Genomic DNA, 8,012 nt, shown 5'->3' with positions numbered 1-8,012 from the left:
TGCGATAGGTTGGTTTCCTTTGTAGACCCGTCGGCAGCGCGTAGCGCTGTGCCGGTGCTATTTGGTGCTGAACCAGCTTCTTGTGAGTACTAGCTTGTCAGACCGTGCGCGAGCCAAGCCCGGTTGGGCCTATGAGGGCGACACTTAGACAGCCCACTATCACCTGGCAAGCATGGCCAAACTGCGTGTGACCGCGGGCGTGAGGAGCTGCTTTCTTTGGTTACTTTCTTTGCAGCAGCAAAGAAAGTGACTGCCGCCCCGCACGGGGGCAGTGCTAATAAACCAATAACAATACGGGATCCAGCGGAAACCCTTGACATAGCCATCCAGCGTACTGGAAACTAAATCCATTATGCTAGATAACGCCCGGACATCGTCCGAAGAAGACACCACGACGACCGACATAAACCAACGCATCGCCGACCGCATCCGCGAGTTGCGCGCCGCACGCGCCTACACGCTCGACGCGCTCGCAGCCCGCTGCGGCGTGAGCCGCTCGATGATTTCGATGATCGAACGCGGCGCCGCCAGCCCCACGGCCGTCGTGCTGGACAAACTTGCCGCCGGTCTCGGCGTATCGCTCGCCAGCCTTTTCGGCGGCGAGCAGGAAGGCGCGCCCGCAGAACCGCTTGCGCGGCGTCGCCAGCAATTGAAATGGCGCGATCCCGAATCCGGCTACACGCGCAGAAACCTTTCCCCGCCGGGCTGGCCGTCGCCGTTCCAATTGGTCGAAGTGGACTTTCCGCCCGGCGCGCGCGTCGCCTATGAGCGAAGCGGACGGGAATCGACGATGCATCAGCAAGTCTGGGTGATGAGCGGATGCATCGACATCGTCATCGGAGACGAACTGCATGCGCTCCAGCAAGGCGACTGCCTCGCGATGCGGCTCGACCGGCCGCTGATCTTCAGCAACCCGGCGTCCAAAGCAGCGCGCTACATCCTCGCCATCGGCGACGCACCCGCGACCTGATTCATCCTCAGCCTGAACGGATACCGAATGAACACCACCGAACCGCGCGACGACGTGCGCCTGATCGACTGCAACGAAGCGGATCATGCGCTCGCCATTCTCGACATCCTGAACGAAGCCATCGTCAATTCGACCGCGCTGTATGACTACAAGCCGCGCCCCGTCGAAGCCATGTCGACGTGGTTCGCGGCGAAACGCGCGGGCGGCTTCCCGGTGGTAGGCGCGGTCGATGCATCGGGCAAGCTGATGGGCTTCGCGAGCTGGGGCACCTTTCGCGCGTTTCCCGCTTTCAAATACACGGTGGAGCACAGCGTCTACGTGCATCGCGATTGCCGCGGACTCGGGCTCGGCGAGCGCCTGCTGCGTGAGCTGATCCGTCGCGCGAAAGACGCGCAGGTGCATGTGCTCGTCGGTTGCGTGGACGCGACGAATGACGGGAGCATCCGCCTGCATACCCGTTTGGGCTTCACGCACTCGGGAACGGTCAGGGAAGCCGGATTCAAGTTCGGCCGCTGGCTGGACGCGGCGTTCTATCAGCTCAATCTGGAGACGCCCGCGGAACCCGTGGACGGTTGAACGAGCAAGCCGGCTTCTGAAAGCCACGCATAAGTTGAAGTCATGGAAGGCGGAAAATAAAGCGCGTTGACGGTGATTTCGCGCGCTCCAATACTGCGCTCATTGCAAACGCACTTGTGAGCGCCATGAACTCCGTCGACAGAATTTTCGTTTCTCCACTCGATTTCGCCGATGCCGCCACCTGGGAACATGGCGGGCGGCTCTGGCCGAGCGGCGAGCAGCAGACGCTGACGTGTTGTCGCGTCATCAATGAAACGCATGATGTGAGAAGCTTCGAATTCCGCACGGAAGACGGACTGCCCGTGCGATTCGAGCCGGGTCAGTTCATGACGATAACGGCGAACGTGCAGGGACGATCGGTCGAGCGCTGCTACACGATTTCGTCCGCGCCGACGCGTCCGTTTCTGCTGTCGATCACGGTCAAGCGCGTTCCGGGCGGGACCGTGTCGAACTGGCTGCACGACACCATGAAACCCGGCGTCGGCTTGCGCGCGTATGGACCTTCAGGCGCGTTCACGCCGACGGCCGCGCCCGCGGCGAAATCGCTGTATCTGTCCGCGGGATCCGGCGTCACGCCGCTGATGTCGATGACGCGTGCAAGCATCGATCTCGGTCTGGATCGAGACATCGTCTTTATTCATAGCGCGCGCACGCCTGGCGATATCGTGTTTCGCGAGGAACTGACGCGGCTCGCGAAGCTATCGCCTCGCCTGCGCATATTCTTCGTGTGCGAGGGCATCGGCGATGAAGCTGACTGGCATGGTCCGACAGGCCGCCTCAATCTTCAGTTGCTTTCGCAATGGACGCCGGACTATCTGGAACGCGAAGTCTTCACGTGCGGCCCGGCCGGATACATGAGCGCGGTGCGCGCGCTGCTTCGCGAAGTCGGCCATGATCCGGCGCGCTACCACGAGGAGAGCTTCGATATCGGCGCGGGCGAGCCTGCTCGAGCACCCGCCGCTGAAGGCATTTTCACTGTCAAGCTCTCGCGCTCGTCGAAGTCGTTCACGATGAACGCGTCGCAGACCGTGTTATCGGCGGCGAAGAAGGCGGGCGTCGCTGTGGCGTCGTCGTGCAGTCAAGGCGTGTGCGGAACGTGCAAAACGCGCGTGCTGGAAGGCACCGTCGATATGAAGCACAACGGCGGCATCCGCGACAGAGAAGTCCAGAAGGGATTTCGCCTGTTGTGTTGCAGCCGCCCGACCTCGGACCTCGTGCTGGAATTGTGAGGAGACAGGCATTCGATGTGCAGCTTTGAAACCGACTGCTTGTGATGGAGAATCGAAGCGCCTGGTTGTCAGGGAGGCTCTTATGAACCGTCGTCGTCCGGAGAACGTGGCCGCTTTCATCGCCATCGCGGAGAAGCTCTTTCAGTCGGACAAACTGCCGCATGCCGGACGCGAAGTCGCCGCACGCGTGTTCGAACGGCTGCAAACGCCATCCGACGACGGCGCGCGGCACCACACGCGCTATCCCGCGTGCGAGTGGCTCGACGCCGCGCTCGCGCCCTTCATCGACGACGACACCGGCTTCGGCGCCGCCGCGCGCGCGATCAAAGCGCTCGAACCCGATCTCGGATGGTCGCGCCGCTCATCGGGCGTGAACGGCGGCGACAACTACATCGATGCGCACGTGCACGGCATGATCTGCGGACCCGGTGGCGCGGAAAGCCGCTATGACGTGCAACTGGGCTTCTCGCTGATGTTGCCGCACACGCGCTATCCCGATCACAGCCATCCGCCCGAGGAAGCCTATGTGCTCTTCACGCCCGGCGAATTCCGGCAGGGCGGCGGTGCATGGATCGATCCGGGTATCGGAGGAGGCATTCATAACGTTCGCAATAATCCGCACGCAATGCGATCCGGTTCCGTGCCCTTCGTCGCCATCTGGTCGTTGCTGACGAGAGAGGGGGACTAGCCAGGTTGACGGATCGCATTGCGTTTCAGGTCACTCAGCGATCGAGCGCAGGCAACTCGCCATTCCCTCTGACCCATGCAACGTCGGCAGCAGCGGCCATTTCCCTGTCGCCCCGGCTGTCGCCATAGGCAAAGAGCATGCGTGGCCGACTACCGTTCCACCATGCTTCGAGCCGCCGAACTTTCTCCGGCCCCCAACAATTCCGTCCGATGAACCGACCCGTGAATCCTTGGCGATCGATATCCAGTTCAGTCGATAGCACCACGCCGATACCGACCGATTGCGCCCAGATTCGAAGGTACAGCGAAGGCGACGCACTCACGAGCACGACCTCATGGCTCAATGCCTGATGCTGCCGGATTCGTTCCACCATTTCCGGCCGGACCATTCGAGCGAGGCGTGTGGCGCAGAAGTCTTGCGAGGCGCGCTCCAGTTCAGCGGGAGACATCCCTCGCAACGCATGACGAAGAAACGCAGCCTTCGCGACGCCGCGATCGCAAAGTCGCGCGGTCATGCCAAGCAATCGAGGCGCCGCCCGCAAGCCCGCTGCCGCAAAGCGCGCGGGGCCAACCGTGTGCAACACGAATGCCTTGAGGCTGTCGCTCGTGGTAATGGTTCCGTCGAAATCGAAGGCGGCGACGATGTTCGAGGATGGCTTCATGAGCGTTGGTTCCTTGCCGCCAGCGCTGCCGGAAGCGTGATGTTCGCCAGTTGATCGGCTCTGGACAAAAGGCCGACGAGGTCCGCTTCGAAAGCATTGACCTGGAGCGAAAGCAATTCGAGTTGCTGGAACGCCTGCCGTACCGCGCTGCGGCGTTCGCCCAGCGCGAGAGCGGCTGTGGCATTGCCCCCGTGATCGATATCGCAAACCGCACTCAATGCGGCAAGTCCGCTTGCAAGGCTTTCCCGCGCGTGGTCGACTTCTTCTCGCAAAACGCGCACGCGGGGCATGAACGATTGCAATGAAACCTTCAACGTGCTCAATGATTCGCGATAGTCCATTTCCGGTCGCTGCGGTTTCAGATAGTGTTCTGTCAACCGATCGAGGATACCCGGCTTGCGCGTGGCGCTATCGAGCATTTGCCGCATGAGGCCGGCAGCGTCGAGGTCGGCGAAATCGCGTGTCACGCGCATGAAGATATCGACGGATTCACCGCAAGTTCTCAAGGCTGCATCCGCAAACATGGAAATGGTCTCGAGCCGCAGCGGAAGCAATTGACGAATGCCGCGCTCGATACGCGGCCCATGCTTGGGATATAGCTCCGGAAACTGCTGTCGAGCCAGTTCGAAGCTCCGGTTCAGAAGCGGATGCCCGTGATCGCCGAACACACTCTTTCCCGGCTCCGCGTTCGATACGCGCCGCCTTGCTTCGCGCGAGTCGAATAACGGATCGACCGACACGGCGTTGCTGCCGAAATCGAGTGGCGTGACCGCGCGCTCTTCCGACGCGCGCGGCTGCAACTCGCGAACATCTCGTTGGGGTTTCGAAAACGCAAGCGGCTTCGGTTCAGGCTGATCAGACGGCATTCGACTTCTCACATTCCGACGATGGCGCATGCTAAACCGATGCGCCAACTCGAGTCCCGCTATTCAGGCGCGATCGACGTGTCCGCCATAAGCGATCACGAAATCGCCGAGGCCGCGGTTATAGCCAATTCCGACCGCCTTGAACATGAACTGTCCATCGCGGCGATAGAAGCTGCCCACTTGAACGGCCGTTTCCATCGAAAAATCTTCTTCGAGCGGATAGCGCGCGAGCACTCGTCCTGTTTCCTCTTCCGATATCTCAATGTAGCTGTTGCGCACCTGACCGAAATTCTGCTTGCGCTCCTCGGCCCGATCGATGGTGACGACAACCGAGATCTCATCGATGGCGGCATCGAGTTTCTTCGTATCGACAAAGATCACTTCGTCGTCGCCGTTGCCGCTGCCGGTCTGGTTATCTCCGCTATGAACGACGCCGAGACATTCCGATGCCGACATGCCTTTGCGCGGCCAGTCGTCGCCCGGTTGGTAGAAAGTTGTTTCGCGGTCGAGCGTGCGAATTTCGGTGTTATAGAAAATGAAGTGCTTCTGCGAGATCAGCTTTGGACTGTTCTGACTATCGTATTTGCAAAGAAATACCGAAACGTCCAGATCGAAATCATTGCCCGTATCGGTCGCGTTCGCATCCCAGCCCAGACCGATTCTGAACTTGCTTGCGCTGGGCGCTTCCTTGGACAAATTGATTCGGCCGCCCTTGGAAAGATTGATCATTGACATGACTGACTGCTCTCGTTGAATTGATTGGATTGCATTGTTAGCCGCATGCCCGGCACGCGGATTTGCGCGATCAGGACGCGCGATCGCCCGCGACAGCTTCACGCCGCTGAACGACTATCGAACTGATAACCGCCGCGCCGATGGTGAATGCACCGATCAAACCGGTGATGACTTCGGGAACGTCCACGTTCACGCTCAGCATGATGACCGCGAGCGCGCCGATAGCCCAGAATGCGCCATGCTCCAGGAAACGGTATTGAGCGAGCGTACCTTTCTTGAGAAGTATCAGCGTCATCTGGCGAATATACGAAGCACCGACGCCGAGTCCGATAGCAATGAGAAATACGTTGTTGGTCAGCGCGAATGCACCGATGACACCGTCGAAGCTGAACGACGAATCGAGCATCTCCAGATACAGGAAGCCCGCGACGCTTTCGCGCACCACGCGATTGCCTGCCTCGTCACCGCCGACGAAATCCCCGATGCCGTGCGATACGACAAAGGCGATCACGCCGCCCAGGCCCGCCACGAGAAACGAAGCGCGTTCGATGTCCGGCAACCGAGTGGAGACGATAGCAATCACCGCGAGCGTCAGCGCCACTTCGATCGCCGTCAGCCGGCCAAGACGGGCGGATTCAACCGGTCGATGCAACACAATAACGCTATTATGCGGCGGGAGTGTTGCGATGAAACAGAGACGCCGAATCTATTACAGTGAGAGTCAGAAGGCGTTGATGTGGGAGCGCTGGCGTGCGGGCGAGTCGCTGCAGCATATTGCGCAGCTATTCGATCGTAACCATTCATCCGTAGCGGGAATACTGGCGCAAACTGGAGGAATCCAGCCTCCACCGCGGCGGCGATCGAAGCGGTCGCTCACGCTTGCCGAGCGCGAAGAAATCTCAAGAGGTCTTGCAGCGAATGATTCGATCCAATCTATCGCACGGCGCCTGTCGCGAGCGCCGTCTACGATCTGCCGCGAGATCAAGCGCAACAGCGGCGAGAAAGGCTATCGGGCCGACTTCGGCGATGAGCTTGCCTGGCAGCGGGCGCTGCGCCCGAAGCCGTGCAAGCTGGTCGCGACACCGGCGCTGGCAAAAATCGTGGCGGCAAAGCTGCAACTGGAATGGTCGCCGCAGCAGGTCGCCGGATGGCTAAAGCGAACATGGCCGGGCAACGAGGGTTTCCACGTGTCTCACGAAACGATCTATCGGACGCTCTTTATTCAAGCACGCGGCGCGCTGAAAAAAGAGCTGCTGGAGCACCTGCGGCGCACCCGTGCCATGCGTCGCTCACGTCATCACACGCAGAAGACAGAGGATCATGGTCGTATCCGCGATGCTGTTTCGATCAGTGAACGTCCCGCTAAGGTTGAGGACCGCGCCGTTCCGGGGCACTGGGAAGGCGACCTCCTGTGCGGCAGCGGTAACAGCCAGATTGCAACGCTTGTAGAGCGACACACACGCTATGTCATGCTGGTCAAGATTGACAGCAAGGACAGTGAAACCGTGGCCAACGCGCTCATCAAACACGCCGGCAAGCTTCCGCAAGAGCTTTACAAATCGCTTACCTGGGATCGCGGCACCGAGATGGCGGGGCACAAACGGTTCACCATCGCCACTGACATTGCCGTGTATTTCTGTGACCCCAAGCATCCGTGGCAACGCGGCTCCAATGAGAATACGAACGGGCTGTTGAGACAGTACTTCCCAAAAGGCATCGATCTGTCGGTTTATTCGCAAGCCAAACTCAATGCCGTGGCGAGAAGGCTGAACGAGCGCCCAAGAAAGACGCTAGATTACGAGACACCAGCTGAACGATTCCATCAAGCTATTGCATCGACCGGTTGAATCCGCCCGCGCAAGCGGACGCTCGACGATGCTGATCCAGTGCTCATCCTTGTCGCGATCGAGCATGAACTTGAAGAAAACCATCAACAGGAACGCGCCGCCGAACGCCGACACTTCGTGATGTGCGGAAGTCAGGATTTGCGCATACTGCCGAGGTGCTTCGAGCGCCATCTTTCCAGCTTCGAAGAACCCGATGTGCCCTGCGATAGCAACGATCAGCAGCGGAAAGACGAGGCGCATTCCGAAGATCGCGACGGGAAGGCCCCATGTCATGAAGCGGTCGCGCCATTTCTCGGACCAGTGGCGCAAGACGGCCGCGTTGGCCACGGCATTATCCAGCGACAGCGATATTTCCAAAATACAGAGTACCGCGACGAGGACGACATCCTTCACGCCGCCCAGCGCGAATGCCGCCGCCATCGCGATGAAAGTCAACGCGA

Annotated in this window: 9 protein-coding genes and 1 pseudogene; 5 read left to right on the top strand and 5 right to left on the bottom strand. The window is 60.1% G+C overall.

Going from position 1 to position 8,012, the window contains the following annotated elements; translation table 11 throughout:
* Positions 1–352: 352 nt before the first annotated feature.
* The 4 genes from NCT32_RS29170 to NCT32_RS29155 all read left to right on the top strand — a co-directional run bounded on the left by NCT32_RS29170 (position 353) and on the right by NCT32_RS29155 (position 3,463).
* Complete coding sequence (locus tag NCT32_RS29170; RefSeq protein ID WP_061121824.1) at positions 353–970, top strand: helix-turn-helix domain-containing protein; 618 nt, start codon at positions 353–355, stop codon at positions 968–970.
* Positions 971–997: 27 nt separating this feature from the next.
* Positions 998–1,546 (top strand): GNAT family N-acetyltransferase, encoded by a 549-nt coding sequence (locus NCT32_RS29165; protein WP_061121825.1) that lies wholly within the window; start codon positions 998–1,000, stop codon positions 1,544–1,546.
* Positions 1,547–1,671: 125 nt separating this feature from the next.
* On the top strand, positions 1,672–2,775 hold the full coding sequence (locus tag NCT32_RS29160) for a hybrid-cluster NAD(P)-dependent oxidoreductase (RefSeq protein ID WP_250478085.1): 1,104 nt from the start codon (positions 1,672–1,674) through the stop codon (positions 2,773–2,775).
* Positions 2,776–2,857: 82 nt separating this feature from the next.
* Positions 2,858–3,463 (top strand): dimethylsulfoniopropionate lyase, encoded by a 606-nt coding sequence (locus NCT32_RS29155; protein ID WP_061121826.1) that lies wholly within the window; start codon positions 2,858–2,860, stop codon positions 3,461–3,463.
* 34 nt (positions 3,464–3,497) lie between these two features.
* On the opposite strand, the gene NCT32_RS29150 is transcribed toward NCT32_RS29155, so the two are convergent.
* The 4 genes and pseudogenes from NCT32_RS29150 to NCT32_RS29135 all read right to left on the bottom strand — a co-directional run.
* Positions 3,498–4,124 (bottom strand): HAD family hydrolase, encoded by a 627-nt coding sequence (locus tag NCT32_RS29150; protein WP_061121827.1) that lies wholly within the window; start codon positions 4,122–4,124, stop codon positions 3,498–3,500.
* Positions 4,121–4,792, bottom strand: a complete 672-nt coding sequence (locus tag NCT32_RS29145) for a hypothetical protein (protein ID WP_143756457.1) — start codon at positions 4,790–4,792, stop codon at positions 4,121–4,123. Before NCT32_RS29145 ends, NCT32_RS29150 begins: the two co-directional genes overlap by 4 nt.
* Positions 4,793–5,053: 261 nt before the next feature.
* On the bottom strand, positions 5,054–5,719 hold the full coding sequence (locus NCT32_RS29140) for a TerD family protein (protein WP_250490826.1): 666 nt from the start codon (positions 5,717–5,719) through the stop codon (positions 5,054–5,056).
* Positions 5,720–5,795: 76 nt separating this feature from the next.
* Positions 5,796–6,350 (bottom strand): annotated as a pseudogene (locus NCT32_RS29135) (DUF475 domain-containing protein); the annotation flags it as partial.
* Positions 6,351–6,411: 61 nt separating this feature from the next.
* On the opposite strand from NCT32_RS29135, the gene NCT32_RS29130 reads away from it, so the two are divergent.
* Entirely contained in the window at positions 6,412–7,572 is a 1,161-nt protein-coding gene (locus NCT32_RS29130; protein WP_250490825.1) for an IS30 family transposase, read from the top strand.
* On the opposite strand, the gene NCT32_RS29125 is transcribed toward NCT32_RS29130, so the two are convergent.
* On the bottom strand, positions 7,516–8,007 hold the full coding sequence (locus NCT32_RS29125) for a DUF475 domain-containing protein (RefSeq protein ID WP_061119569.1): 492 nt from the start codon (positions 8,005–8,007) through the stop codon (positions 7,516–7,518). The two genes, NCT32_RS29130 and NCT32_RS29125, sit on opposite strands and share 57 nt — an antisense overlap.
* Between the last annotated feature and the right edge of the window lie 5 nt (positions 8,008–8,012).

Origin of the sequence: Caballeronia sp. INML2, assembly GCF_023631365.1 — a bacterium.
Taxonomy (GTDB): Bacteria; Pseudomonadota; Gammaproteobacteria; order Burkholderiales; family Burkholderiaceae; genus Caballeronia; species Caballeronia turbans.
The sequence above is the reverse complement of the archived record's forward strand: the minus strand, read 5'-3'. Positions and strand labels throughout refer to the sequence as shown.